A 24,847-nucleotide genomic window follows, 5' to 3' on the forward strand; every position below is an offset into this window, starting at 1 on the left:
CGGGTGCCTTAAGCATTTGACACACTCTGCGCGGCGGCGCATCCGGTGGCCACGATCCCGAAATGAAAGGCTTTTCCAGGATGCGTCTTACCGCCTTCGCCTCCACCCTCGCCCTTGCCGCCAGCCTTGCCGTCGCACCGCCGGCCTACGCCCAGCCGGCCGCCGCGCAGGTGCCGCCGATCCGCACCGACGTGCCGAGCCAGCTGCCGCGCACCTCGCGCCCGATCCACTATACGCTGCGGATCACGCCGGACGCCGAGCATCTCACCTTCGCCGGCAACGAGCGGGTCGACCTGGCGGTGCTGGAGGCGACCGACAGCCTGACGCTGAACGCGATCGACATGGAGTTCGGCGCGGTGACGCTGACCGGCGCGGACGGCGCGGCGCTCCATCCGGCCTCGACAACGCAGGACGAGGAAAACCAGACCGTCACCTTCCATTTCGACCGCCAGCTGGCGCCGGGCCGCTACCAGCTCACCATCGACTATCACGGCAAGATCTACACGCAGGCCGCGGGCTTCTTCGCGCTCGATTACGAGGCGGACGGGGCGCACAAGCGCGCGCTCTTCACCCAGTTCGAGGCGAGCGACGCGCGCCGCCTCTTCCCCGGCTGGGACGAGCCGCAGTTCCGCACCCCCTATGATCTCAGCGTCGTCGTGCCGCGCGACGAGCAGGCGATCGGCAACATGCCGACCGCGACGCGGACGCCGCAGGCCGACGGCACCGACCTCGTCACCTTCCAGACCACGCCGGCCATGTCCTCCTACCTGCTGTTCCTGGGCACCGGCGAGTTCGATCGGATCACGACGCGCGCCGGCAACACCGAAATCGGCGTGGTCAGCCGTCGCGGCGCCGGCGAGCAGGGCCGCTGGGCGCTCGAGAGCGCGGCGCGGATCCTGCCTTATTACAACGACTATTTCGGCACGCCCTTCCCGCTGCCGAAGCTCGACAACGTCGCCGGCCCGGGCTCCAGCCAGTTTTTCGGCGCGATGGAGAATTGGGGCGCGATCTTCACGTTCGAAAATGTGCTGCTCAACGATCCGGCGATCACCAGCGAGGGGCGGCGGCAGGACATCTTCGTCGTCGCCGCGCACGAAATGGCGCACCAGTGGTTCGGCGATCTGGTCACCATGGCCTGGTGGAACGACATCTGGCTGAACGAGGGCTTCGCCTCGTGGATGGAGACCAAGTCCACCGCCGCGATCCACCCGGAGTGGGAGCCGCTGCTCGGCCGCATCGACGGGCGCGAGGGCGCGATGGGGCTCGATTCGCTTCGCACCACCCATCCGATCGTGCAGGACATCCGCACCCCCGACCAGATGAGCCAGGCGTTCGACGCGATCACCTACAACAAGGGTGAAGCGGTCATCACGATGCTGGAGGATTATGTCGGCGAGGCCGGATGGCGCGATGGCGTGCGCGCCTATATCCGCGCGCACCGGCTCGGCAACACGGTGACGGACGATCTTTGGCACGCGATCGAAGGCGCGAGCCATCGCGAGATTTCCGCGATCGCGCATGATTTCACGCTCCAGCCCGGCGTGCCGATGATCGAGGTGACCGCCACCCAGTGCACCGCCGGCAGCACCCGCGTGACCCTGCGCCAGAGCCAGTTCAGCCGCGACAATCGCGAGGGCCAGCCGCTGCGCTGGCGGGTGCCGGTGATCGCCTCGGCCGGCGGCGCGGAGGCGCGCACCGTCGTCGAAAATGGCGAAGGCACGCTCACCGTCCCCGGCTGCGGCCCGCTCGTCGTCAATTACGGCCAGACCGGCTATTACCGCACGCTCTATGCGGCGCCGGCGCTCGCCCAGCTGACCCGGAATTTCGCGACGCTGCGGCCGGTGGACCAGATCGGCCTGCTCGCCGACAATTGGGCGCTCGGCCTTGCCGGCTACCAGAATGCCTCGCTGGCGCTCGACATGGCCAATGCCGCGGCTCCCGATGCGAACAACCGCGTCTGGGAGCGGATTGCCGGCATGCTCGATTCGATCCACGGCATGTATGACGGGGACGAGGCGCACCAGGCGATGGTCGCGCGCCTCGCCTCGGGGAAGCTTACGCCGCTGCTCCAGCGGGTCGGCTGGTCCGTCCGCGCGGACGAATCGCCGACCGATGCGATCCTCCGCACGGACCTGATCGGCACGCTCGGCGACCTTGGCGACCGCGCGGTCGTCGAGGAGGCCAACCGCCGCTTCGCCGCCAACGACGCCTCGGTCCGCGAAGGCCCGCTGCGCACGACGATCCTCGCCATCGTCGCCGCCAATGCCGATGCCGCGACCTGGGATCGGCTGCACCAGATGGCGCGCGCCGAGACCAACCCGCTGGTCAAGCAGCAGCTCTATCGCCTGCTCGGCGCGGCGCGCGATCCGGCGCTTGCCCAGCGCGCGCTGGATCTGGCGCTCACCGATGAGCCGGGCGCGACCAATTCGAGCGCGCTCATCTCCGCGGTTTCGGGCGAGCATCCCGACATGGCCTTCGATTTCGCTCTTGCGCATCGCGAGCAGGTCGAAGGGCTCGTCGATGCCTCCTCGCGCTCGCGCTATCTCGCCGGGCTCGGCGGGCGCTCGCACGATCCGGCGATGATCGAGAAGCTCCGCCAATATGCCGAGCAGCACATGACGCCGCAGTCGCGCGGCTCGGTGGACCGGGCGATCGCCTCGATCCAGGATCGCATCCGGGTGCGGCAGGAGCGGCTTCCGGACATCACCCGCTGGCTGGACGCGCACGCGGCCGGCTGAGCGTCGATCGGCGCCCTCTCCCCCTCAGGGGGAGGGGGCAGCGCGATCAGCCGACAATCTTCATCGTGCGGCGATAGAGCCACCAGGCGAGGGCGAAGAACAGGATCGTCCCGCCCGCCAGCGCGACCGGGCCATAGCCGTCGCCGAGGCCGAGCAGGCCGGTGACCTCGATCGGCGCATCGCTGCCGGCGCCGGCGACCAGCCCGGCGAAGGCGACGCCCCACAGGCTCTCCCCGACGATCAGGCCGGTCGCGGTCAGCGTGCCGAGCCGGATCGCGAATTCGGGGTTGGAGCGCTTGGCCGCCCAGCGATCGTAGAACCAGCCGATGATCGATCCGGTGACGGTCGGCAGGATCACCGCCATCGGCAGGTAGATGCCGATACCGACACCGAGTGGTGGCAGGCGCAGCAGCTTCGCCTTGCCGAGTGCCTCGTCGAGGATGACGAGGGCGACGCCGGCGGCGGCGCCATAGCCGATCATCGTCCAGTTGAGATCGCCGCCGAGCACGCCCCGGGCGAGCGCGGAGATCAGCGCGGCCTGCGGCGCGGCGAGCGCGTTCGGGCCGGCGCCCGGCATTCCGGCGAAGCCGAGCTGGCTGCCGAGCAGGTTCAGCACCGGCGGAACGACGATCGAGCCGAAGACAACGCCGAACAGCAGCGCCACCTGCTGCCGCCAGGGCGTCGCGCCGACCAGCTGTCCGGTCTTGAGGTCCTGGAGATTGTCGTTGGAGATGGTCGCGACGCCGAACACGATCCCGGTGACGATGAGCGCATAGGCGACCAGGGCCTGCGTCGTCGCCCCGCCGCTCTCCCGACCGAACAGGCCGACGAGCATCAGCGAGGCGGCGACGACGGCGAGGATGCCGACGCCCGAAATCGGGCTGTTCGATGCTCCGATCAGCCCCGCCATGTAGCCGCAGACCGCGGCGATCATCAGGCCGATCACCAGCACGAAGACGAGCGCGCCGCCGATCAGCAGCACCGCCGAGCCCTGGAGCGGCCCGCCCGCGATCGTGCTCCACAGGATGAGCGCGATCGGCACCAGCAGCGCGAGGGTTCCCAGCGCGACCGCGGCGATCGGCATGTCGCGCTCGCCGATCGCCAGAAGCTCGCCGCGATCGCGCGCCCGGCTCGCCGCCATTGCCGAGCGGATGCCGCCGAGCACCGGGCCGGCGATCTTGAGGAGGGTCCAGACCGCGGCGACGCCGATCACGCCGGCGCCGAAGAAGCGGACATTGGCGGTGAAGACGCTTTGCGCCCAGGTCGCCGCGTCGGCCGCCATCGGCTGCTGCGCGGTGAGGATCGGGAGCAATATCCACCAGCCGATGACGAGGCCCAGCGCCATCGCCATGCCGACCGAGATGCCGACGAGATGGCCGACGCCCATCAGCGCATAGGAGAGCCCACCGGATATGCCCGTCGCGCCGCCGCCGACCCGAAACCAGGTCGCGGCCTCGGCGACGACCAGCTTGGTCTGGGTGAGCGCTGCGAAGGCGGCCGATGCGATGGAGTTGACCACCAGCACCTTGAGCCCGAGCGCGCTTTCCTCGGCGCCCTCGCGCGATTCCGAGCCGACCCGGAGCACCTCGGCCGCCGCCTTGCCTTCGGGATAGGGAAGATCGGGCGTGTCGACGATCAGCGCGCGCCGAAGCGGCACCGAGAAGAGGACGCCGAGCAATCCGCCGGTCAGGGTGATGAGGGCGGTCGTCCAATAGGGAAAGCCCTGCCACCAGCCGATCATCACCAGGCCCGGCAGCACGAAGATGATCGCCGCCAGCGTGCCCGCAGCGGAGGCGACCGTCTGGACGATATTGTTCTCGAGGATCGAGCTGTTCCTGAACATCCGCAGCACCGCCATCGAGATCACCGCGGCCGGGATCGAGGTGGCGAAGGTCAGGCCGACCTTGAGGCCGAGATAGACGTTGGCGGCGGTGAAGACGAGGGTGATCGCGCCGCCGAGCAGGATCGCGCGAAGCGTGAGCTCGGGAACGGACGGGGCGGGAGCGGAGGCGTCCGCGGCGTTCCGCGCCATGCTCAGCGACCCCGGAACAGGCTGCCGAGGACGCCGCGGACCAGTCCGCTCACCAGGCCGCCGCCGCCGGACGATGACGAGGAGCGGCGCGCCGGCCGGCCCAATATCTCGCGCCCGATCTCATTGGCGACCTGACGCGCGATCGCGGAGCTGGCCGAGCGCGCGGCGGAGGTGGCCGCGGACGTCGCGACCTTGCCCCAGGTGCTGCCCTGCGCGGCCGTGCGGCCGGTCGGCGGCGCCGGCGCCTGCGCGGCCTCCTGTGCCGCCTGGTCCGCGCGCGCCTTCAGCATCTCGAACGCGCTCTCGCGGTTGACCGGCGTGTCGTATTTCGTGCCGATCGCATCGGTTTCGATCATCGTCCGTCGCTCGTCGGGAGTGATCGGCCCGACGCGGCTCGACGGCGGCCTGATAAGCGTGCGCTCGACGGGTTCGGGCGATCCGTCCGGCTGGAGCAGCGAGACCAGGGCCTCGCCGACCGCGAGTTCGGTGATGACCGTTGCGACATCGACGCCGGGATTGGCCCGGAAGGTCGTCGCCGCCGCCCGAACGGCCTGCTGGTCGCGCGGCGTATAGGCGTTGAGCTTGTGCTGCACGCGGTTGTTGAGCTGCCCGGCGACCGTCTCGGGAATGTCGATCGGGTTCTGGGTGATGAAATAAATGCCGATCCCCTTGGAGCGAATCAGCCGGACGACCTGCTCGATCTTGTCCTCCAGCGCCTTGGGGATGTCGTCGAACAGCAGGTGCGCCTCGTCGAAGAAGAAGCAGAGGACCGGCTTGTCCGGGTCGCCCACCTCCGGCATCGTCTCGAACAGCTCGCTCATCAGCCACAGCAGGAAGGTGGAATAAAGCTGCGGGCTCTGCATCAGCTTGTCGGCGGCGAGGATGTTGACGACCCCGCGGCCGCTGTCGTCCGTCTTCAGGAAATCGCGAAGCTCGAGCGCCGGCTCGCCGAAGAAATGATCGCCACCCTGGCTGCGCAGCTGCAGCAAACTGCGCTGGATCGATCCGATCGATTGCTTGGTGACGTTGCCATAGGTGGTCGTGAGCTCGCTCGCGCGGTTCGCGCAATCGGCGAGCATCGCCTGGAGATCGTCGAGATCCAGGAGCAGCATCCCGTCCTTGTCGGCGACGGTGAAGGCGATCGTCAGCACGCCTTCCTGAACGTCGTTGAGGCCCATCAGCCGCGCGAGCAGCAGCGGGCCCATCTCGCTCACCGTCGTGCGGATCGGGTGCCCCTGCTCGCCGAACAGGTCCCAGAACTGGACCGGCGTGTCGGCATAATGCCAATCGGTATCGCCGATCTGCTGCGCGCGGGCGGCGAAGCTTTCATGCGTTTTCGACTGGGGCGATCCGGCCATGGCGAGGCCGGAAAGGTCCCCCTTCACGTCGGCGACGAAACAGGGGGTGCCGATGGCCGAGAAGCCCTCGATCAGCCCCTGCAGCGTCACCGTCTTGCCGGTGCCGGTGGCGCCCGCGATCAGGCCGTGGCGATTGGCGCGCTTGAGCTCGAGTTCCTGGCGCTTCGACGTGTCGTTGGTGCTCGCGCCGATGAAGATACTCGTCCCGCCCACGCTCGCCTCCGTGCTTTCCTGCCGCACCTATCCCCCAGCGGGGACGGCGCGGCAAGATCGCTTCTTACTGGCGACGCTGTGGTGTCGACGGCCGCGCTGAGGGCCGGGCCAGTTCGAGCCCGACATAGCGGGGCGGATTGGCGCCGCGCGCGACGAGCGCCAGCACGCTGGTCCGGCCCGCCCGACGCGCGGCCTCGATCACCGACTGGACCGCCTCGGGCGTCGTGGTCGGCGTCTGGTTGAGCGACAGGATCACGTCGCCCGTCTGCAGGCCTTTCTGCCCGGCGTCGCTGTTCGGATCGACATCGTCGACGACGACGCCGCGCAGGGTCGTGTCGCGAAGGCCGATGCGGCGGGCGATGTCCGCCGTCAGCGGCTCGACCGTGACTCCCAGCCCGTCGCGGACGGCCCGCTGGCCGCTCGACGGCTCGGGCGCGCGCGGCTTGCCGGGCACGTTGCCATCCTCGCCATTGTCGTTGCCGGTATCGATGCCGTTGAGCCGCGCGAGCTCCTCGTCGCTCGGCCGTTCCGCAATCGAGATCGTGACGGTGCGATGCTGGCCTTGACGGATGAACTCGATCGGCACCCGCGCGCCGACCTGCTGCTGGGCGATGAGATAGCCGAGCGTCTGATCCTGGGTCACCGGCTGGCCGGCGACCGAGACGATCACGTCGCCCTGCTGGATGCCGGCGCGGGCGGCCGGCCCGCCGGGCGTGACCGACTGGATCAGCGTACCGCGATTGCGCTGGATGCCCAGCGCGGCCGCGATGCTTTCGTCCACATCCTGCATCGCGATGCCGATATAGCCGCGCCGGACGCGCTGGCCGCGGCGCAGCGTTTCGACGACCGGCTGGATCTGCTCGGCGGGAATCGCGAAGCCGATGCCGACATTGCCGCCGGTCGGCGAGATGAGCGCCGTGTTGATGCCGATTACATTGCCGTTGAGATCGAACATCGGTCCGCCCGAATTGCCCGAATTGATCGATGCGTCGGTCTGGATGTAGCGATCATAGGGGCCGGCGTTGATGTTGCGGTGGAGCGCGGAGACGATGCCCGCGGTCACCGTGCCGCCGAGACCGAAGGGATTGCCGATCGCGAGCACCCAATCGCCGACGCGCACCCGCGTCGAATCGCCGAAGCGGACGAACGGCAGCGGCCGGGTCGGGTTGATCTTCAGCACCGCGATGTCGGCGGTCGGATCGCGCCCCACGACCTCCGCGTCATATTCGGTGCGATCGGACAGCGTCACCGTGATCTGCTCGACCACCGCGTCCGGCCGGGCCGGGGCGACGACGTGATTGTTGGTGACGACATAGCCGTCCGGCGAGATGATGAAGCCGGAGCCGAGCGAGCCGCCGCGCTGCGTCACGGTGCCGCCGTCGCCGCCGCCGTTCGGCACCGGCGCGCCGAAGCGCCGGAAGAACTCCTCGAAGCCCGGCGGCAGCTGCTGCTGGCGCACCTGGATGCTCTGGCGGGTGGAGATGTTGACCACGGCCGGCTGGAGCCGCTCGACGAGATCGGCGAAGGTCGGCGGGGCGCCGGGGCGCGGCGCGCTGGCCATCGTACCCGGATCGTTCTGGGCCGTCTGCGCGCCGAGCGGATTGAGGGTCAGCGTCGTCGCCGCGCCGCCGAGCAGCAGGGCAGCGGTGACTCCATAGACATAACGCACGATTTCTTCCTCCTGACTTGCCGACGGCCGCCTTTGGTTCGTCCCCTCGCGGGCGCACGCTAGAATCGGCGGCTGAACGGAAATTGAATGACCTCGACCATTTCCCGATCTCCTAACGCGGCGCCGCGCCCTGGCCCCGGAACTGGCGCAGATAATCGTTGTTCGGCGACAGGATGATGCTGGCGCGGCCGCGCGGATTATCGGCCGTGCCGGGCGTCAGGAAGCTGGTCCGGTAGGACTGCATCGCGCGATAGAAATCGTAGAATTGCGGATCGCGGTTGAAGGCGCTCGCATAGGTCGCGGAGGCCTCCGCATCGGCCTCGGCCCGGATGATCTGCGCCTGCTTGAGACCCTGCGCCTGGATCGCCCGCGCCTCCTGCTCGCGAGCCGAGCGCATCCGCGCATAGGCGGATTCGAGCGGCGTGCCGTCCGGCAGATCGGCGCGCTTGATCCTGACGTCGACGATCTCGGCGCCATATTGGCGCGCGACCCGATTGAGCGCGTTCTGGATATTGTCCATCATCTGACTGCGTTCAGGACTGAGCAGCGAGGCGAACGGGCTGCGTCCCAATTCGTTCCGGAGCGCCGAGGCGAGGATCGGCTGCAGCTGCGCCGTCACATTGTCCTCGGTCCGCGCGGAGATATACATCCGCAACGGATCGACGATGCGGTAGCGGGCGAAGGCATCGACCTGGAGCCGCAGCTGATCGGCGGAGAGCACCTGCTGGTTCTCCATGTCGATCGACTGGATGCGCTTGTCGATCCACACGATGCCGTCGACGAACGGAACCCGGGCGGCGAGCCCGGCGCCGCTCGCCCCGAACTGCTCGTTCGGGCGATAGCGGTTCAGAATACGTTCCGGCTGGCCGAAACGGACGACCACCGCCTGCTTCGTTTCGGGAATGATCGAGAAGGTGCTGCCGACGACGATCAGCAGCACGATCGTCACGAACAGGAGCACGATCGGATTGGAGAGCGTGCGGTTCATTGGCGCTGGCCCTCCTGCGGCTGGCTCGGTGCCGGCTGGGCCCGGCGCTGGAGCTCGGGAAGCGCAAGATAGGGCGTCACGCCAGGCGCCTCGACGATCGTGGTGTCGACATGCTGGAGGACCGATTCCATCGTCTCGTAATACATGCGCCGCCGGGTGACTTCGGGCGCCGCGCGATACTGGGTGTAGATCTTCTCGAACGAAGCCGCCTCGCCCTGCGCCTGGGCGGTCACCTGGAGTGCGTAGGCCCGGGCATCGTTGATGTTGCTCTGCGCCTCCTGCTGGGCGGCCGAGACGCGAAGGAAGGATTCGTTGACCGCGGCGGGCGGCACCGACTGGTTGATCGCGACGCCCTGGATCCGAACGCCGGCGCCGTAATCGTCGAGCAGCTGCTGCATGTTCTGTTCGACGGTCTGGGCGATCTGGGCGCGGCCAGCCCCGATCGCATCGTCGAGAGAGACGCGCGAGACGGCGGCGCGCATGGCGCTTTCCGCGACCTCCCTGATCGTTCCTTCCGGGTCACGGATCTGGAACAGGTAGCGTTGCGGATCGCGGATGTTCCAGCGCACCGAATAGGCAAGGTCGATCACGTTCTGGTCGCCGGTCAGGATCAGATTCTCCGTATTGTTGCCCGGGATCGAAATGGTCCGAATCTGTTCGACGTCGACGACCTGGACGGAGCTGATCGGCGCCGGGAAAGTGAAGCCGATGCCGGGCTGGAGCGTGCCCGAAAAGGAGCCGAGCGTGGTGATGACGCCGCGTTCCTGCGGCCCGACGCGGTGGATCGAGGTGAAACCGATCCACAGGACCAGGAAGACGGCAAGGCCGTACAGCCAGTAGGGTCGCCCGCTGCCCGGCTGCGGGAAGCGGTTGCCGAACCGTTCGCGGCTCTTCTTCAGGAATTCGTCGAAGCCGCCGCCTTCGAGGCCCCGGCCCGGCTTTCTCGACGGGCGATCCCAGGGATTGCGCGGCCCATCGCCGCCGCCGGAACCTCCAGCGCCGCCGCCCTCGCCATCACGGCTCCCGCCGCCGTCGCTGCCGCCGGCGCCCCACGGGCCGCGATTGTCGCTGAGGACTGCGCCGGCCGGAGCGCGGCGTCCGAAAAACCATCTCATGCCTCCCCTATATAAAGCGCCTGTGCGGAAAAACAGTGCCAAGCGGCGCGGCTTTGCCTATCGCGAGAATCGCATGAGCGAGATCGAAAGCCTGGACCACGTGCTCGCCCGGATCGCCGACCCGGGCGGCAAGGGCAATCTGGTCACCGCCGGCCGCGTGGCGATGACCCGCGTTCGCGACGGCACGGCGACGATCGTGATCGACGCGACCGGCCTGTCCGCCGAACAGCGCGCCATGCTCGAACGGCAGGTGCGCGCCCAGATGGTCGCCGTGCCCGGCATCGCCGATACCCGCATCGCGATGACCGCCGAGCGGCTCGAGCGCACCATCGTCGCGGTCGGCAGCGGCAAGGGCGGCGTCGGGAAATCCACGGTCTCCGCCAATCTCGCGGTCGCGCTGGCGCGGCTCGGCAAGCGCGTCGGCCTGGTCGATGCCGACATTTACGGCCCCTCGCAGCCCAGGATCATGGGGCAGCCGAACCGGCCCGAGCTGGCGGGTGAGCAGATCGTCCCGCTCCCCGCCCATGGCGTCCGGATGCTCTCGATCGGCCAGTTGATCGAGCCGGGGACGGCGGTCGCCTGGCGCGGGCCGATGACGGCGAGCGCGCTTTCCAACCTGATGGAGGGCGATTGGGGCGATTGCGAGATCCTGATCGTCGACATGCCGCCAGGCACCGGCGACGTGCAGATGACGCTCACCCAGAAATGGAAGCCGGCCGGCGCCGTGATCGTCTCGACGCCGCAGGACGTGGCGCTGATCGACGCGACGCGGGCGATCGACATGTTCCGCAAGATGGACGTGCCGGTGATCGGCTTCATCGAGAACATGGCCGGCTATGTTTGCCCGCATTGCGGAGAGACGAGCGACCCGTTCGGCAGCGGCGGCGCCGAGGCTGCGGCCGGCGTGATGGGCATCCCCTTCCTCGGCCGGATCCCGCTGAGGCTTTCGATCCGCACCGCCTCCGATGCCGGCACGCCGCCCGCGGCCGGACAGGGCGAGGAGGCAGCGCTGTTCAAACGCCTTGCCGAGCGACTGGTCGAGGAGCTCGCCCGCGCGGAAACCGGAGGACACCATGCCGCTGACGACTGACGATGAAATCCGCGACCTGCTGACGAACGTTCGGACGATCGCGATGATCGGCGCCTCGGATCGGCCCGACCGGCCGAGCTATGGGGTGATGGCCTTCCTCCAGGACCACGGCTATCGCGTGCTGCCGGTCAACCCGCAGATCACCGGCGAGCATGTGCACGGCGAGTTCGTGTGGCGCGAGCTCTCCCAGATCGGCGAGCCGATCGACATGGTCGACATCTTCCGCAATTCGGAAGCGGCCGGCGAGGCCGTGGACCAGGCGATCGCGGCCGGCGCCAAGGCGGTGTGGATGCAGCTTGGCGTCATCAACGAGGCGGCCGCGGCGCGCGCCGAAGCGGCGGGTCTCAAGGTCGTGATGAACCACTGCCCGAAAATCGAAATCTCGCGACTTGGGATTCCGAAGATCGCTTAGTTCAGCGGCTCGCCGCCGCCATCTGCACCGCGGGCGTCAGCGCCGAGGAACGGATCAGGAAGCGCACCCGCCGGTTGGCGAAATCGAACGACACCCGCTCGAACAGGTGAAGCGCATCCATCCCGAGCAGGAGCGCCGGGCGATCGGTGAGGTCGAGCTGGCGGAACGGATCGACGTCCGCGAAGGCGACGGGAAGGTTCCGGACGCCTGCATCGCCGACCATGATCCGGTGCGCGATCGTGTAGCCGGCATCGACCCGCCCGCCGGTCACGCTGATGAGCTGGATCGGTCGCATCGGGCCGAGCCTCCCGCGCCGGGCGAGCCGGTCGCGCAGCGCGGTATTGCCGACCGTCACCTGCGATCCGGTGTCCACGATCACATAGACCCGCTCGCCCTCGAACGAGGCGTTGACGAGCATCAGGTGACCGTGTCGCTTGCGCGCCGTCACCACGATAGTGCCATCGGGCCAACGCTCCTCCGGACGGCTCGACGGCGTCACCGTCATTTCTCCGCGCACGAAGTCCATGTCGACCCGCTGAAGCTGAAGCGAATCGACGCCGAGCAGCCCGTCGCCGCCGAGATCGCTGCGCGACAAGGCGGGCGCCTGGATGTGGTTCACGCTGCGGTGCCCGACGCCGAGCTGGCCGATGATCACCGTGTCGATGTCGCTGACCTCGCTCATGCTCGACAACCGCGCCGCCTCGCCGGGGCGCAACGCCAGCCGCTGGGCGAGTTCGCGCGAAATCACCGTCCGCTCGGCGCCCGTGTCGACGATGAAGGCATAGGGCCCACGCCCGTCGATACTGACCGGTACCGTCATGCGCGTCGACGTGTCGACGGCGAGATTGATCGTCTCGCTCGGCGGCGGCGGCGCGAGGGACACCGGCGGCGGCAGATCGACCGGGACTTGCGCGCCAGCGGACGCGGCGAAGGCGAGTAGGGGCAGCGCGAACAGGCGCATCATCTTGGCCTCCCGCCCACCGGGTTTGGCGATCCTAGCCCAGAAACAGGAAAAATCCAGTGCGGTCGATCAGACCACCGCCATCGCCCGGTCGCGCAGGCGATCGACCGCGGCGGCGTGGATGCCCGGGGTGGCGACGAGCACGCCGAAGGCCTCGCCCGATGCGGTGTTGAAGGCCAGCGGCTGCCCGAGCGCGCCGGTCACGGTCGCGCCGGCCTCCTCCGCGATCAGCGCGGCGGCGGCGATGTCCCATTCATAGCCCCAGCGAAGCGTCGCCACGAGATCGGCCTCGCCGGCGGCGACCATCGCGATCCGGAGCGCGATTGAATTGGGCCGCGCCACCGCGACGAGATCGCGGTCCACCGCGGGAAGCTGGTCCGCCGGGACGCGGGCGCCGGCGAGCGTCGCGCGCGGGCTCACATGGAGCCGCACGCCGTTGCGCCAGCTCCCCTGACCGCGAGAGCCGGTCCACACTTCCCCGCGCAACGGCGCGGCGAGCACGCCGAGCACCGGCACACGATCCTCGACCAGCGCGATCGACACGCACCATCCGGTGCGTTCGCGCACATAATCGCGCGTGCCATCGATCGGATCGACGACCCAGAGCCGCCGGCGCTCGATCCGGTCCGACAGGTCCACGGTTTCTTCCGAAAGCCACCCCGCCTGCGGATCGATCGCCGCGAGCTCGCGGCGCAGGAAGCGATCGACCTCGAGATCGATCTCGCACACGGGCGATCCGGCGCCGCGCTCGCCTGCGGCTTTCTCCCAGCGGCGGAAGTCCCCGCCAAAGCGGGCGGCGGCGATCCGTCCCGCCGCCTCGGCAATCTTCACGACCTCATCAAGCACCGGCGATCGTCATCCCTTCGATTCTGAGCGTAGGAACGTCGATCGCGCGCCGATGCTCCAGATCGTTCGCGGCGACCAGCGTCGCGAACATATCGATGAGATTGCCGGCAACGGTGATCTCGTCCACCGGCCCGGCGATTTCGCCATTTTCGATCAGGAAGCCCGAGGCGCCGCGGCTGTAATCGCCGGTCACGGGGTTCAGCCCCTGCCCGATCAGCTCGGTGACATAGAGCCCGCGCGTGATATCGGCCATGAGCTCGGCGGGAGAGAGCGGGCCGGGCGCGAGATGGACATTGGTCGCGCCGACGCCCGGCGCCGCGATGCCCGAGCGGGTGGCATGACCGGTCGTTTCGAGGCCGAGCTGCCGGGCGGCGGCCGAATCGAGCAGCCAGCCGGTGATCCGCCCCTCCTCGACCAGAACACGCGGCGCGGTCGCGACACCCTCCCCGTCGAACGGCTTGGATCGAAGACCGCGCGGGCGATGGGGATTGTCATGAATCCGGATCGCGGCGGGAAACAGTCGATCCGCCTCGCGCCCCAGCAGGAAGCTGGTGCGCCGCGCGATCGCCGGGCCGCTCATCGCGCCGATCAGGTGGCCGATCAGGCTTCCGCCGACCCGCGGATCGAACAGGACCGGCATCGTTCCGGACGACAGCTTGCCGGGGCCGAGCCGCCGCACCGCGCGGGTGCCGGCAAGCGTCCCGAGGGTCTCCGGCGCATCGAGGTCGGCCAAGTGGCGGACATTGTGGCTGGCGCTGTCGCGCTGCATCGCCCCGCCTTCGCCGGCGATGACACCGACGCCCGAACCATAGACACTGGTCGAATAGCCGCGCGCGAAGCCGTGGCTCGTGGCGAGCGCGAAGACGGTGCGGCCGGCCGAAACGCTGGCGCCGTCGCTGTTGGTGACGCCGCGAACCGCGCGCGCCGCCGCCTCGGCCTCCAGCGCGCGGGCCTTGAGCTCGGCCGGGGCGGGGTTGCCGCCGTCGTCTGCGTCGAGCGGCGCGGCGCCGCCGCGATACAGCCGATCCTCCGGCGCGAGACCGGCATAGGGGTCTTCCGGCGCCTCGCGGGCCATCGCGACGGCGCGTTCGACAAGCGCCGCCAGCGCATCGCGCGAGAGATCGGACGAGGAAACGCTCGCCGACCGCTGGCCGATGAACACGCGCAGCCCGATTCCCTCGCCCTCGGCCCGGGTCACGTCCTCGAGCGCGCCGAGCCGCACCTGGACCTCGGTCGAAGCGTCGCCGTAATAGAGCGCGTCGGCGGCATCGACGCCCGCCTTGCGCGCGGCCTCGACCAGAGCGGCGGCGCGCGCCTCGGCAGTCTCGATTGAAAGCATCGTGGCCGCTTAAGCCCGACGCGCGCAAAAGCAAGTTTTTCAGGCCGTCCCGACGACCAGGCAGGCGAGGAACATCAGCAACCCGGCCACCCGGTTCGACCGGAATCGCATCAGCGCATCGGCCCCGTCCCCGGTTCTGAGGCCGCCGACCTGCCAGGCGAGGTGGATTGCCATCGGCGCGAGACCGGCAAGCGCGAACCATTCACGCCGCACGTCATGGATCGCCACGGCCCACAGGAACAGCGCAAGGCCGTAGCAGACGGCGATGCCGAGCCGAGCATGACGGCCAAGCGCGCGGGCCGAGGACCTGACGCCGACGAGCGCGTCATCCTCGATATCCTGGATGGCGTAGATCGTGTCGTAGCCGATCACCCAGAAGATCGACCCGGCGTAAAGAAACAGCATTGGCGGCTCCACCCGCCCGGCGGCCGCCGGCCAGCCGACCAGCGCGGCCCAGGAGAAGACCAGGCCGAGCCAGGCCTGCGGCCACCAGGTGATCCGCTTCATGAAGGGATAGGCAGCGACCGGAAGCAGGCTTGCCAGCCCGATCGCCTGCGCCAACCGATCGAGCTGGAGCAGAACGACAAGGCCGATCAGGCTCATCGCCACGAGCAGCGCCCAAGCGCCTTTCAGCGACACCCGGCCGCTTGCCAGCGGCCTCAGGCGCGTGCGCGCGACCTTGCGATCGAGATCGCGGTCGACGATGTCGTTATAGACGCACCCGGCGCTGCGCATCGCCCAGGCGCCGAGCGCGAGCCAGGCGATCAGCGCCCAGCCACGCGGGCTCGCAACGCCGCCCGCATTGCCCGCCAGCGCGACGCTCCACGCGCCGGGCCAGAACAGCAGCCAGGCGCCGATCGGCCGGTCGAGCCGGATCAGCGAGGCATAGGGGCGCGCCGCGGCGGGCAGGGCCCCGATCAGGCCGCGCCGCTCGCTGTCCGGGACGATCTCGGTCTCCGCCTCCGCCATTCCCGTCCAATGCCGATCGTGCCGGGCGAAGTCGAGGGCCGAGCGCGTCGCGGCCGTGGGCCACTCGACTTCGCTCGGGGCGAACGCATAAGGAATGAAGATGCCCGCAACCCCCGCCTGGCCGCCGCGAAGCCTCCCGCGCCTGTTCGTCGAGAGCTCTCTGGCCGAGGGCGCGACGCTCACCCTCGACGGCGCGGCCGCCAATTATCTCGGCGCGGTCCTTCGGCTGCGGGCCGGCGAACGGGTGCTTCTGTTCGACGATTCAAATGGCGAGTTCGTCGCGACGATCGCGGACGCCGGCAAGCGGCGCGTCGCACTGACCGTCGGCCCGCGCACCCGGGAACGCGAGACGGTCCCCGATCTGTGGCTGCTGTTCGCGCCGGTGAAGCGCGGCCGGATCGACTGGCTGGTCGAAAAGGCGACCGAACTCGGTGTCGCGCGGCTGAGGCCGGTCGTGACGGAACGGACGATCGTCGATCGGCTCAACCTCGATCGCCTTCGCGCCCATGCGGTCGAGGCCGCCGAGCAGTGCGGCCGGACGGCCCTTCCCCTGCTCGATCCACCGGCGAAGCTTGCGGCGGTGCTGAAGGGCTGGCCGGACGATCGCACCCTCCATTTCGCCGACGAGACGGGCGGGGCGCCGCTGGCCGGGGTCGCCGCGCCGGCCCCCGCCGCAATCCTGATCGGCCCCGAAGGCGGCTTCACGGATGCCGAGCGTGGGGCGATCCGCGCCTTGCCGCAGGCCCGCGCCGTCGCGCTCGGCCCGCGCATCCTTCGTGCCGAGACGGCGGCGCTCGCCGCGGTCAGCCTGTGGATGGCCGCGGCCGGGGACTGGTAGACTCTCGCCGACGATCCCGTTTGCCCGGCGGCCAAAGCGGCGATATTTCAGCATCACAGGCGCTTCGGCCGCGAACGGGATGAAGGCGCCGTCGCGCGGGTCCGGCCGCGCGGAGGGAGGATGTGATGATGCGTAAGCCTTCGCCTTTCGTGCTTGGACTCAGCGCCTTCCTGGCCGCCTGCGGCGGCGGCGGGAGCGGCGGCGGCTTTTCGGGAAGCACGCCCCCGGGCGCCGGCAATGGCGGAACGCCGCCATCGACCGGAACCTGCGCGCTGCGCAGCCGGCAGCAATGGGCCCTGGCCCAGCTCAGGGAATGGTATCTTTTCCCCGAAACCCTGCCCGCGAACCTCGATCCAGCGGGTTATTCGACGCTGGAAGACTATGTCGATGCGCTGACCGCCAACGCCCGTTCGCAGGGCAAGGACCGATTCTTCACCTACGTGACCTCGCGGTCCGCGGAGGACGCGTTCAACAATCAGGGGGCGAGCGCCGGCTTCGGCATCCAGCTCGGCTTCGATTCCGCGGCCAATCGGGTGTTCGTGATCGACGCCTATGAAGGCGCGCCGGCGCTTGCCGCGGGCATCGATCGGGGCACGGAAATCCTCGCAGTGGGCACGAGCAGCGGCAATCTCCAGAATGTGAGCACGCTCCTTGCCAGCGGGGGCTCGCAGGCATTTATCGATGCGCTCGGCCCGAGCACCGCGGGGACGACCCGCGTGCTGCGTGTCAACGACGCCGCGAACGGCACCCGCGAGGTGACGATCACCAAGGCCGATTATTCTCTTCAGCCGGTCTCGCCACGCTTCGGCGCGCAGATCATCAACGATAACGGCCACCGCGTCGGCTACGTCAATCTTCGCACCTTCATCAGCACCGCGGACCAACAGTTGAGCGCGGCCTTCGCCTCGTTCCGAGCGCAGGGCATCACCGAGATCATCGTCGACCTGCGCTACAATGGCGGCGGACTGATCGATACGGCGGATCATTTCGGCGATCTGCTCGGCGGAAACCGCGCCTCGACGGACGTGTTCGAAACGATGGCCTTCCGCCCCGAAAAATCCTCCTACAACACGACCCATTTCTTCCGGGCGCAACCTCAATCGGTGTCGCCGACCCGGATCGCCTTCATCGGCACCGGCGGCACCGCATCGGCCAGCGAGCTGGTGATCAACGGAATGGTGCCCTTCCTCCACGCCAATGCGGCGCTGATCGGCACCAACACCTATGGCAAGCCGGTCGGGCAGATCGCGATCGATCAGACGGAATGCGACGATCGGTTCAGGATCATTGCCTTCTCGCTTCAGAACGCCGCGCATAACGGCAATTATTTCAACGGCCTGGCGAGCACGGTCGAGGCGAGTTGCCGGGCCAGCGACGATATCGGCCACCAGATGGGCGATCCCGCCGAGGCGTCGACACGCCAGGCGCTCGACTTCGTCGAAGGGCGCGGCACCTGCACGCCGATAACCGCCGCGACCACTCAGGGCCTCCGCCAGACCCAGGCGCCGCGCGAACTGATCATGCCGCGGCGGCCGAGCGCGGCGCAGTTCCAGGTGCCGGGTATGTTTTAGGGGAGGAGGGACGGTGCGCGCGCTGCCGGTGGTCACTGCCTGTGTCCTCGCTATCGCCGGATGCGGCGGGGACGAGGTCGCCCGAAACGCGCCCGCCGTGAATCTCTTGCTGCCGACGCATCGTGCCGACCCGCCGGTCCCGACCAACCTTCCCGACATCGTCCCGGTCCGCATCGAGACCGAGCTTGGCGGCATCACCGTCGCGCTCGATCACAAGCACGCGCCGGTCACGGTCACCAACTTCATCCGCTATGTCGACGACCATCGCTTTGATGGCACCGTCTTCTACCGCGCGTCGCGCACGCCGGGCGCGCCCAATCACGGCTTCGTGCAGGGCGGCATCCAGCACAGCTACCGGCTGATGCTGCCGCCGATCCGGCTCGAGCCGACGACCGAGACCGGGCTGCTCCACCGCGACGGGACCATCTCGATGGCGCGATCGACGCCCGACACGGCGATGGGCGATTTCACCATCTCTGTGGGGCCCAATCCCGGCCTCGACGCCCATCCGGACCGGCCCGGCGACAATCGCGGCTATGCGAGCTTCGGCCAGGTCACCGAGGGCATGGACGTGGTCCGGCGAATCCTTGCCCGGCCCACCGTGGCGCAGGAGGGACGCGGGCCGATGGCGGGCCAGCGCATCGAGGCGCCGGTGCGCATCATCTCGATCCGCCGGGCCGGCTAGCCGCCCCGCGCCGGGCCGTGGATCGGCGCGGCGGCGGGCCACGTCACCGCTAATCCGCCGTTCACCCCTTCGACCTACATTGCGCTCGGCGCCGGAAATCCTATCTTGGGCGTCGAAGGGAAGCTTGAGATGGCCGACGACAACCGCAATCCCCAGGGCGACAAGGACCCCGGCAGCAACAACTGGATGAAGAGTCTCTTCATCTGGGCCGGCATCATCCTTGCGCTCGTGCTGTTCGTGCAGGTCGTCGGCGGCGCATCGGCTCCGGTGCGCGATTCCATCCCCTATTCGGAGTTCCTGAACAAGGTCGAGGACGGTTCGGTCCGCCAGGTCGTGATCGGCAAGGACGTCATTTCCGGGCGCATGACCGACAATTCCACCTTCCGCACCAACGCGCCAGCGCAGGATCCGCAGCTGATCGAGCGGCTGCGCGCCCGCGGCGTCTCGTTCGAGGCGCAGCCCGAGCAGCAGACGAGCCTGTGGATGTACGTCCTCGTCCAGGCGCTGCCCTTCCTGCTGATCCTCGGCATCGCCTTCTTCGTGATGCGCCAGATGCAGAAGAACGCCGGCTCCGGCGCGATGGGCTTCGGCCGCTCCAAGGCCAAGCTCCTCACCGAAAAACACGGCCGCGTGACCTTCGACGACGTAGCCGGCATCGACGAGGCGCGCGAGGAACTTCAGGAGATCGTCGAGTTCCTGAAGGACCCGACCAAGTTCGCCAGGCTCGGCGGCAAGATCCCGAAGGGCGCTTTGCTCGTCGGCTCTCCGGGCACCGGCAAGACCCTGCTCGCCCGCGCCATTGCCGGGGAGGCGAACGTTCCGTTCTTTACCATTTCGGGCTCCGACTTCGTCGAGATGTTCGTCGGCGTCGGCGCGAGCCGCGTGCGCGACATGTTCGAGCAGGCGAAGAAGAACGCGCCGTGCATCGTCTTCATCGACGAGATCGACGCGGTCGGCCGCCATCGCGGCGCGGGCCTGGGCAACGGCAATGACGAGCGCGAGCAGACGCTGAACCAGCTGCTCGTCGAGATGGACGGCTTCGAGGCGAACGAGGGCATCATCATCATCGCCGCCACCAACCGGCCCGACGTCCTCGATCCGGCGCTGCTGCGGCCGGGCCGCTTCGACCGACAGGTCGTGGTGCCGCGCCCGGACATCGAGGGCCGCCAGAAGATTCTGGAAGTCCATATGAAGAAGGTGCCGCTGGCGCCGGACGTCGATGCGCGCACGATCGCGCGCGGCACGCCCGGCTTCTCTGGCGCCGACCTCGCCAATCTCGTCAACGAGGCGGCGCTGCTCGCCGCGCGGATGGGCAAGCGGCTCGTCGCGATGAAGGAGTTCGAGCTCGCCAAGGACAAGGTGATGATGGGCGCCGAGCGCAAGTCCATGGTGATGACGGAGGACGAGAAGAAGGCGACCGCCTATCACGAAAGCGGCCATGCGCTGGTGTCGCTCCATGTCGATGGCTGCGATCCGCTGCACAAGGTCACGATCATCCCGCGCGGCCGGGCGCTCGGCGTCACCTGGAACCTGCCGGAGCGCGACCGTTATTCGATGAGCATGAAGCAGATGAAGGCGCGGCTCGCGCTCTGCTTCGGCGGCCGCATCGCGGAGCAGCTCATCTACGGTGCCGATGCCCTCAACACCGGCGCGTCGAACGACATCCAGCAGGCGACCGACATGGCCCGATCGATGGTCATGGAATATGGCATGAGCGAAAAGCTGGGCTGGCTTCGCTATCGCGACAATCAGGAGGAGGTTTTCCTCGGCCACAGCGTCGCGCGTTCGCAGAGCGTCTCGGAGGAGACGGCGCGACTGATCGACCAGGAGGTGCGCCTGCTGATCGAGGAGGCGGAAGCCACGGCGCGCAAGGTGCTGACCGACAATCTCGACGAGCTTCACCGGCTCGCCGCGGCCTTGCTGGAATATGAGACGCTGACCGGCGAAGAAGCGAAGAAGGCGATCGCCGGCGAGGATATCGGACGCGAGGACCCCTCCGCGCGGCGGCCCGCCCTGCCGACGGTCGGCTCCTCGATCCCGAGCACCCGGCGCCCGCGTGGCGGCATCGGCGGTCCGGCCCCCAGGGCGCCTGACCGCCCTCGCTTCGGCCGCGTTCTAGTGGAGCGCGCCGAGCGTCATCACCAGGCTGAAGAAGATCGACAGGGTGATCGTCGCGATGATCAGCAGCGCGACGGTGCGCCACAGCGCGCTGAACACCGACAGCTGGTAGGCGCCGCGAAGCTGGCGGAAGATGTGGACCGGCGGGACGATCGCAATGGCGAGGCCGACCGCGAGTCCCGGGAGGCCGACCTTCCTCAGCAGGCTGAGCGCCACCAGCCCGAGGCTCATGAAGGCCAGCGAATAGGTCACGAAGACGGTGTGATCATAGGCCTTGTACCGCCAGTAGCGCCGGCGGTGGAGGAACAGGATCCACACGAACGGCACCGAGATCGGGATCAGCATCCACGAAAATTTATAGGCGTTGGTTTCGACCTTGTAGAAGAGCAGCTCCGGATTCTGCGTGGCATGCCTGAAGACATTGTCCAGGAAGGGGATGTCGGAATGGATGTTGTTGGTGTTCCCGCTCCTGCCATGAGCCGCGGCCGACTGGTTTCCGGCATGGCCGCTCGTCATGGAGACGATGTTTCTCAGATTCTGCTCCTCCGCGCGCAGCTCGCCCTGTTTCGCGCGGATCTGGCGGTCGATGTCGGCAGTGTTCCGGCCGGCGCGCCGGGCGGCCTCGCGCTGCGCCTGAAGGCCCGCAAGCTCCGCCTGCCCTTCGGCGCGGGCCTGCCGCAGCGCCTGTTCGGGCGAGGTGTAGATCCGGTTCTCGTGCGTCTCTCCGTCGGTGACCGTCGCCTCGCGCGAGCTGAACGGGCCGCCGACGAATGAGAAGATCGCGAACATCATGAAGACGGAGAACAGGAAGATCGCCATCGGCGAAACAAACCGCGCGCGCTCGCCCTCGACATAGCGACGGGTGAGCTCACCCGGCCGCCAGGCGAGCATCGGCAGGGTGCGCCAGATCTTGCCCTCGAAATGAAGCACGCCATGAGCAAGATCGTGCCAGAAGGCGGCGAGCGTGCGATGAACGTGAGCCGATTGGCCGCACTGGCTGCAATAATTCCCGGCGAGCTCGGCGCCGCAGTTCAGGCAGGCGCCATGGCCCGCCTCGTGCGCTTCGCCCGCCTCCGGCTCGACCGCGCGGGCCACGAGCCCGCCGCTGATCGCCTCGCCAATCCCCTCGATCCCGCTCATGAGCCTATATTGGCGAAAGCTGAACCGACCGTCGAGGCCGTTCGCAGCGCGTGCCGGCCATGCTAGGGCGCGGCGATGATCCTCACCGGCCTTCTTGGCGGCTCCTTCAATCCGGCCCATGCCGGCCATCGCCGCGCAAGCCTCGCCGCGCTCGACCTGCTCGGCCTGGACGAGGTCTGGTGGCTGGTCTCCCCAGGCAATCCGCTGAAGGCCGAGGCAGGGATGGCGCCGCTGGCCGCGCGCTTCGCTTCGGCGCGACGCGTGGCCCGCCGCAGCCGGATCAAGGTCACCGCGATCGAGGCGGAACTGGGGACGCGCTACACCGCCGACACGCTCGCCGCCCTCGTCCGCCGCTATCCGCGCCGGCGATTCATCTGGCTGATGGGCGCGGACAATCTCGCCCAGTTCCACCGCTGGCGCGACTGGCGGAGGATCGCGCGGCTCGTCCCGATTGCCGTCGTCGGCCGTCCGGGTTATGATGGCGCTGCCCTGGCGGCTCCCGCCATGGCTTGGCTTCGGCGCTTCGTCCGGCCCGCAGCCGATGCGCAGAGCTGGACCGACTGGAGCTTGCCGTCGCTGGTGCTGCTTGCAACGCCGCCTGATCCGACCAGCGCCACCGGCCTGCGCGCCGTCCACCCGAAGTGGCATGAAAATGTCATGGAATCGATCCATCCCGAAGCTGTCCGCGACGGCGTGACGCGGCGGCTTTTGCAGCAAAGGAGGCAGTTTGCCCGCGAACGCACCCGCTCCTGAAACCAATGGAGCAGACCAGGCCGAGGCTCTTCACGAACTCGTTCTTCGGTCCCTCGACGACGACAAGGCGATCGACGTCGTCTCGATCCCGCTCAAGGGAAAATCCAACATCGCCGATCATATGGTGATCGCCAGCGGCAACTCGACCCGGCAGGTCGCCTCGATGGCGCAAAAGTTGGTCGAGCGGATCAAGCGCGAGCTTGGCCGCAACGCCCGGGTCGAGGGCCTCTCGGTCGCCGATTGGGTGCTGATCGATGCCGACGACGTGATCGTCCACCTCTTCCGGCCCGAAGTGCGCAGCTTCTACAATCTCGAGCGGATGTGGGCGTTCGAGGAGCATGGTCCCGGCGATCGCGCCGCGGCCGCGCGCTAGTTGCGGCTGCACATCGTCGCGCGCGGCAAGATCGGCCGCTCTCCCGAGGCCGATCTCGTCGATCGCTATATGAAGCGCATCTCCTGGCCGGTGCAGGTCACCGAACTGCCCGACACCGGCGGCCGGATGCCGCCCCCGCCCGATCATGGCGTGACCATCCTGCTCGACGAGAAGGGCGAGCAGCTTTCGTCCATGGATCTCGCCCGCCGGCTGGAACGCTGGCGCGACGAGGGGCGGCGCGAGGCGCGCTTCCTGATCGGCGCGGCCGACGGCTTCGACGACGCCGAGCGCGCCTCGGCCGACCTGCTGATCGCCTTCGGACGGGCGACCTGGCCACACCTGCTCGCCCGCGCGATGCTGGCCGAGCAATTGTTCCGGGCGACGAGCATCCTTGCGAACCATCCCTATCATCGCGAAGGGTGAGGCGATGCGGTTCGTGATCCTCGGCCTGGTCGCGCTGATCCTCGCCGGCGCCGGCGCGGCGGCATCGATCGCGCCTGAGAATTTCGCCGAGGCCCGCCGCGAAGCTGCCGCCGCCGAAGCCCGCTACCGGGCGCTCGACGCCCGCGCCCGACGCGCCACCGACGCCGCCGAGCGCGCGCGCGCCCAGAGCGAGGCGCTCGCCGCGCGGATCGAGGCCGCCGAGGCGGGCCTCACTCTCTCCGAACGCAGGATCGCCGCGGTCGCCCAGCTCCAGGCGGCGCAGCGCGCCCGGCTCGCCGAGCGTCAGCGGCCGCTCGCCCAGCTCACCGCCGCTCTGGAGACGATGGCGCGGCGCCCGGCGGCGCTCGCCCTCATCCAGCCGGGCACGGTCGGCGATGCCGCCCATGTCCGCGCGCTGCTCGCCGCGACGCTGCCGGAAATCCGCCGGCGCACCGCTGATCTTCGCGCCGAGGTCGCGCGTAGCGAGGCGCTTCGCCGCCAGTTCGAATCGGCCCGCGCCGCGCTCGCCGGGAGCCGCGCCGACCTGGCCGAGCGCCGGGGCGCGCTGGCGCGCTTCGAGGCCGATCAGCGGGCCCGATCCTCCGCGCTCAGCGGCCTCGCCACGGTCGAGGCCGATCGCGCGCTCGCCTTCGGCGAGGAGGCCCGCGCCCTCGCCGCCACGATCGGCACCCGTCGCTACCAGGAGGCGCTCGCCGCAAGCCTCGCCCAGCTCCCCGGCCCGTCGCCCCGCCCCGGCAGCGGCGCGGCGCGGCCCGCGCGGCCGCGCGTCCCCTATCTGCTTCCGGTCGAAGGGCGGCTCGTCACCGGCGTCGGCGAGATTTCCGATGGCGGCGTCCATGCGCGCGGCCTGACCTTCGAGACCGCGCCCAACGCGCCGGTCGTCGCGCCCGCCAACGGCCGCATCCTCTATGCGGCCCGGTTCGGGAGCTATGCCAATGTCGTCATTCTCGATCACGGCCGCGGCTGGGCGAGCGTCGTCACAAACCTCGCATCGATCGACGTCGCCGCCGGCCAGATGGTGCGGCGCGGAGACCCGCTCGGCAATGCCGGCGCCGGCGCTCCGCGCGTCTCGATCGAATTGCGCCATCAGGGCCAGCCGGTCCCGATCGCCGGCCTGCTGGCGCCCTAGCCATTCATCGTCGGTTGCTTTTCGCCCGCCTAAAATGGCTGTAGAAGCCGCAATCCACCTTCGCGC

General features: G+C 69.0%; 21 protein-coding genes and 1 pseudogene. 12 read left to right on the top strand and 10 right to left on the bottom strand.

All coding sequences use genetic code 11. From position 1 onward, the window contains the following. The first annotated feature begins 80 nt into the window (after window positions 1-80). A complete protein-coding gene (locus tag FRZ32_RS04365) occupies window positions 81-2,738 on the top strand; it encodes a M1 family metallopeptidase (RefSeq protein ID WP_147042367.1) in 2,658 nt (885 codons plus the stop codon). A 46-nt stretch (window positions 2,739-2,784) separates the two neighbouring features. Here FRZ32_RS04365 and FRZ32_RS04370 read toward each other — a convergent pair whose 3' ends face one another. The 5 genes from FRZ32_RS04370 to hflK all read right to left on the bottom strand — a co-directional run bounded on the left by FRZ32_RS04370 (window position 2,785) and on the right by hflK (window position 10,113). Further along, window positions 2,785-4,770: an OPT family oligopeptide transporter gene (locus tag FRZ32_RS04370; protein WP_147042369.1), complete on the bottom strand. Its 1,986-nt coding sequence runs from the start codon at window positions 4,768-4,770 to the stop codon at window positions 2,785-2,787. 2 nt (window positions 4,771-4,772) lie between these two features. Further along, window positions 4,773-6,341 carry a helicase HerA-like domain-containing protein gene (locus tag FRZ32_RS04375; RefSeq protein ID WP_192901875.1) on the bottom strand — a complete coding sequence of 523 codons (1,569 nt, stop codon included), beginning with the start codon at window positions 6,339-6,341 and terminating at the stop codon, window positions 4,773-4,775. A gap of 64 nt (window positions 6,342-6,405) precedes the next feature. Next, window positions 6,406-8,010 carry a Do family serine endopeptidase gene (locus tag FRZ32_RS04380; protein ID WP_147042371.1) on the bottom strand — a complete coding sequence of 535 codons (1,605 nt, stop codon included), beginning with the start codon at window positions 8,008-8,010 and terminating at the stop codon, window positions 6,406-6,408. Between the two features lie 112 nt (window positions 8,011-8,122). Then, window positions 8,123-8,998 (bottom strand): protease modulator HflC, encoded by an 876-nt coding sequence (gene hflC, locus FRZ32_RS04385; protein WP_147042372.1) that lies wholly within the window; start codon window positions 8,996-8,998, stop codon window positions 8,123-8,125. Beyond that, entirely contained in the window at window positions 8,995-10,113 is a 1,119-nt protein-coding gene (gene hflK / locus FRZ32_RS04390) for a protease modulator HflK (protein WP_147042373.1), read from the bottom strand. The genes hflC and hflK overlap by 4 nt, the downstream gene beginning before the upstream one ends. A 73-nt stretch (window positions 10,114-10,186) precedes the next feature. Here hflK and FRZ32_RS04395 point away from each other — a divergent pair, with 73 nt between their 5' ends. Next, window positions 10,187-11,203: an Mrp/NBP35 family ATP-binding protein gene (locus FRZ32_RS04395; RefSeq protein ID WP_147044321.1), complete on the top strand. Its 1,017-nt coding sequence runs from the start codon at window positions 10,187-10,189 to the stop codon at window positions 11,201-11,203. Further along, entirely contained in the window at window positions 11,187-11,615 is a 429-nt protein-coding gene (locus tag FRZ32_RS04400) for a CoA-binding protein (protein ID WP_147042375.1), read from the top strand. Before FRZ32_RS04395 ends, FRZ32_RS04400 begins: the two co-directional genes overlap by 17 nt. 1 nt (window position 11,616) lies before the next feature. Here FRZ32_RS04400 and FRZ32_RS04405 read toward each other — a convergent pair whose 3' ends face one another. The 4 genes from FRZ32_RS04405 to ubiA form a co-directional block, all read right to left on the bottom strand. After that, a complete protein-coding gene (locus FRZ32_RS04405; protein ID WP_147042376.1) occupies window positions 11,617-12,579 on the bottom strand; it encodes an aspartyl protease family protein in 963 nt (320 codons plus the stop codon). Between the two features lie 66 nt (window positions 12,580-12,645). Beyond that, window positions 12,646-13,422: an inositol monophosphatase family protein gene (locus FRZ32_RS04410; RefSeq protein ID WP_147042378.1), complete on the bottom strand. Its 777-nt coding sequence runs from the start codon at window positions 13,420-13,422 to the stop codon at window positions 12,646-12,648. Continuing rightward, complete coding sequence (locus FRZ32_RS04415; RefSeq protein WP_147042379.1) at window positions 13,415-14,761, bottom strand: TldD/PmbA family protein; 1,347 nt, start codon at window positions 14,759-14,761, stop codon at window positions 13,415-13,417. The genes FRZ32_RS04410 and FRZ32_RS04415 overlap by 8 nt, the downstream gene beginning before the upstream one ends. Before the next feature lie 39 nt (window positions 14,762-14,800). After that, the gene (ubiA, locus tag FRZ32_RS04420; RefSeq protein WP_147042380.1) at window positions 14,801-15,730 is read right to left on the bottom strand and encodes a 4-hydroxybenzoate octaprenyltransferase; all 930 of its coding nucleotides are present in this window, start codon (window positions 15,728-15,730) and stop codon (window positions 14,801-14,803) included. A gap of 100 nt (window positions 15,731-15,830) precedes the next feature. On the opposite strand from ubiA, the gene FRZ32_RS04425 reads away from it, so the two are divergent. From FRZ32_RS04425 to ftsH, 4 genes and pseudogenes are all read left to right on the top strand, one after another. Continuing rightward, the gene (locus tag FRZ32_RS04425; protein WP_147042381.1) at window positions 15,831-16,568 is read left to right on the top strand and encodes a 16S rRNA (uracil(1498)-N(3))-methyltransferase; all 738 of its coding nucleotides are present in this window, start codon (window positions 15,831-15,833) and stop codon (window positions 16,566-16,568) included. Window positions 16,569-16,696: 128 nt separating this feature from the next. After that, window positions 16,697-18,139, top strand: coding sequence for a S41 family peptidase (locus tag FRZ32_RS04430; protein ID WP_147042382.1), 1,443 nt, complete (start codon window positions 16,697-16,699; stop codon window positions 18,137-18,139). A 97-nt stretch (window positions 18,140-18,236) separates the two neighbouring features. Next, window positions 18,237-18,824: a peptidylprolyl isomerase gene (locus tag FRZ32_RS04435; protein ID WP_158635829.1), complete on the top strand. Its 588-nt coding sequence runs from the start codon at window positions 18,237-18,239 to the stop codon at window positions 18,822-18,824. A gap of 129 nt (window positions 18,825-18,953) precedes the next feature. Then, a pseudogene (gene ftsH, locus FRZ32_RS04440) lies at window positions 18,954-20,909 on the top strand (ATP-dependent zinc metalloprotease FtsH); the annotation flags it as partial. 30 nt (window positions 20,910-20,939) lie between these two features. Here the strand turns inward: ftsH and FRZ32_RS04445 are convergent. Next, window positions 20,940-21,833 carry a DUF3667 domain-containing protein gene (locus tag FRZ32_RS04445; RefSeq protein WP_243445331.1) on the bottom strand — a complete coding sequence of 298 codons (894 nt, stop codon included), beginning with the start codon at window positions 21,831-21,833 and terminating at the stop codon, window positions 20,940-20,942. Between the two features lie 42 nt (window positions 21,834-21,875). On the opposite strand from FRZ32_RS04445, the gene FRZ32_RS15515 reads away from it, so the two are divergent. From FRZ32_RS15515 to FRZ32_RS04465, 5 genes are read left to right on the top strand one after another with little or no spacing between them, the layout of a single operon-like run. After that, window positions 21,876-22,148, top strand: a complete 273-nt coding sequence (locus FRZ32_RS15515; RefSeq protein ID WP_243445186.1) for a hypothetical protein — start codon at window positions 21,876-21,878, stop codon at window positions 22,146-22,148. A gap of 9 nt (window positions 22,149-22,157) precedes the next feature. Beyond that, window positions 22,158-22,835: a nicotinate-nucleotide adenylyltransferase gene (locus FRZ32_RS04450; RefSeq protein ID WP_147042384.1), complete on the top strand. Its 678-nt coding sequence runs from the start codon at window positions 22,158-22,160 to the stop codon at window positions 22,833-22,835. Next, complete coding sequence (rsfS, locus tag FRZ32_RS04455) at window positions 22,810-23,208, top strand: ribosome silencing factor (RefSeq protein ID WP_147042385.1); 399 nt, start codon at window positions 22,810-22,812, stop codon at window positions 23,206-23,208. The genes FRZ32_RS04450 and rsfS overlap by 26 nt, the downstream gene beginning before the upstream one ends. After that, on the top strand, window positions 23,209-23,631 hold the full coding sequence (locus tag FRZ32_RS04460) for a 23S rRNA (pseudouridine(1915)-N(3))-methyltransferase RlmH (RefSeq protein ID WP_147042386.1): 423 nt from the start codon (window positions 23,209-23,211) through the stop codon (window positions 23,629-23,631). 4 nt (window positions 23,632-23,635) lie between these two features. Beyond that, on the top strand, window positions 23,636-24,781 hold the full coding sequence (locus FRZ32_RS04465) for a murein hydrolase activator EnvC family protein (RefSeq protein WP_147042387.1): 1,146 nt from the start codon (window positions 23,636-23,638) through the stop codon (window positions 24,779-24,781). Window positions 24,782-24,847: the final 66 nt, after the last annotated feature.

This window comes from Sphingosinicella ginsenosidimutans (assembly GCF_007995055.1).
GTDB lineage: Bacteria > Pseudomonadota > Alphaproteobacteria > Sphingomonadales > Sphingomonadaceae > Allosphingosinicella > Allosphingosinicella ginsenosidimutans.